General features: G+C 67.8%; 2 protein-coding genes. Both read right to left on the bottom strand.

The features are described 5' to 3' along the window. On the bottom strand, positions 1-707 hold a 707-nt coding region (locus DK254_RS05695), incomplete at its 3' end, for an OprD family outer membrane porin (protein ID WP_146219567.1). 241 nt (positions 708-948) lie between these two features. Beyond that, positions 949-1318, bottom strand: a 370-nt coding sequence (locus DK254_RS34715; RefSeq protein ID WP_146219566.1) for a 4'-phosphopantetheinyl transferase, incomplete at its 5' end; no start/stop codon positions are given.

Raw genomic sequence — 1318 nt, 5'->3', positions numbered from 1 at the left:
TAGAAGTCGGTCAGCTGGCCGTAGTAGTACTGCAGCGTCAGGTCCTTGGTGGCCTTGTAGTCGCCGCCGGCGAAGTAGAACTTGTTGCTGTCGCGGGAACTGGCGGTGCTGCCGTTGGCGCCGGCGATGGACATGCTGCGCCAGTCGGTGGAGTTGCGGCCCTTGGTGTGGCTGAGCTGGCCGCCGGTCAGGGTCAGGTCCTTGAACTCGTTGGAGGTGACCTGGCCGCCCTCGTAGGTCATCGGCAGCAGGCGCGCGTCGTTGTAGACCACCACCGGCAGCTTGGGCTGCAGGGTGCCGTAGCGGAACTCGGTCCTGGAGACCTTGGCCTTGGCGGTCAGGCCCAGGCTGCTGAACTCGTCCACCGCGCTGCCGTCGCTCTCCAGCGGGAAGATGGTGCCCGGCTGGCGGTCGATGCCGCTCTTGCCGGACTTGCCGCCGCCGTCCAGGCGCACGCCGAGCAGGCCCAGGGCGTCGACGCCGAAGCCGACGGTGCCCTCGGTGAAGCCGGAGGCGTAGTTGAGCATGAAGCCTTGGCCCCATTCTTCCTGCTTGCTCGGCGAGGCGGGGCCGTTGCGGTTGTCGGTGTTGATGTAGAAGTTGCGCAGGCCGAGGCTGGCCTTGCTGTCCTCGATGAATCCGCCGGCGCTGGCCTGCTGGGCGAGGGCCGCCGTGGCGATGGCCAGGGCGAGGGTGGATCGCTTCATTGTCATGCTCCTTGGTCCGTTCTTGTTCTGTCCTGCTGGGCGGGGCTTGCCGACGCCGGATTGGGCAGGGTAGCCGGGCTTTTCCGCTATCGCTATGTGTTTTTCTATATAGCGAATGGCGTGACGCTGGTCGTCATGGGGGTGGCGTCTTCAGGCTAGCGGAGGGCTACCGCCGGGTGGCGGGACGGCGTGCATGACGCCAGATTCTGACTTTAAAGTCAATAAATCCCGCGGCGGCCGTTCAGGCCGGCACCGCCACCAGGCTCAGCAGGCGCCCGTCGAACAGGACGTACTGCGCATCCAGTTTGCGGCCGCGGTGCCATTCCCCGGACAGGTCGCAGAGCAGGCGCAGGCGCGCGCGGCCCTCGGCGTCCCAGGCCAGCAGCTCGGCGTCCTCGAAGTAGAAGCGCCGGCCCACCAGGGGGTAGAGGGCCTTGAACAGGCTCTCCTTGAGCGAGAAAGTCAGGGTTACGCCCAGGCCCAGCTGCTCCGGCGCCAGGCGCTCGCGCTCGGCGGGGGTGAGGATTTCCTCCAGCAGGCGGCTGGCGCGGGCCGCGTCGAGCAGCGTCTCGACGTCCAGGCCCAGGCTGCGCCAGGCGTCGCGGCGGGCC

Source organism: Pseudomonas sp. RW407 (genome assembly GCF_003176655.1).
In the GTDB taxonomy this organism is placed as follows: Bacteria; Pseudomonadota; Gammaproteobacteria; order Pseudomonadales; family Pseudomonadaceae; genus Pseudomonas; species Pseudomonas delhiensis.
The sequence above is the reverse complement of the archived record's forward strand: the minus strand, read 5'-3'. Positions and strand labels throughout refer to the sequence as shown.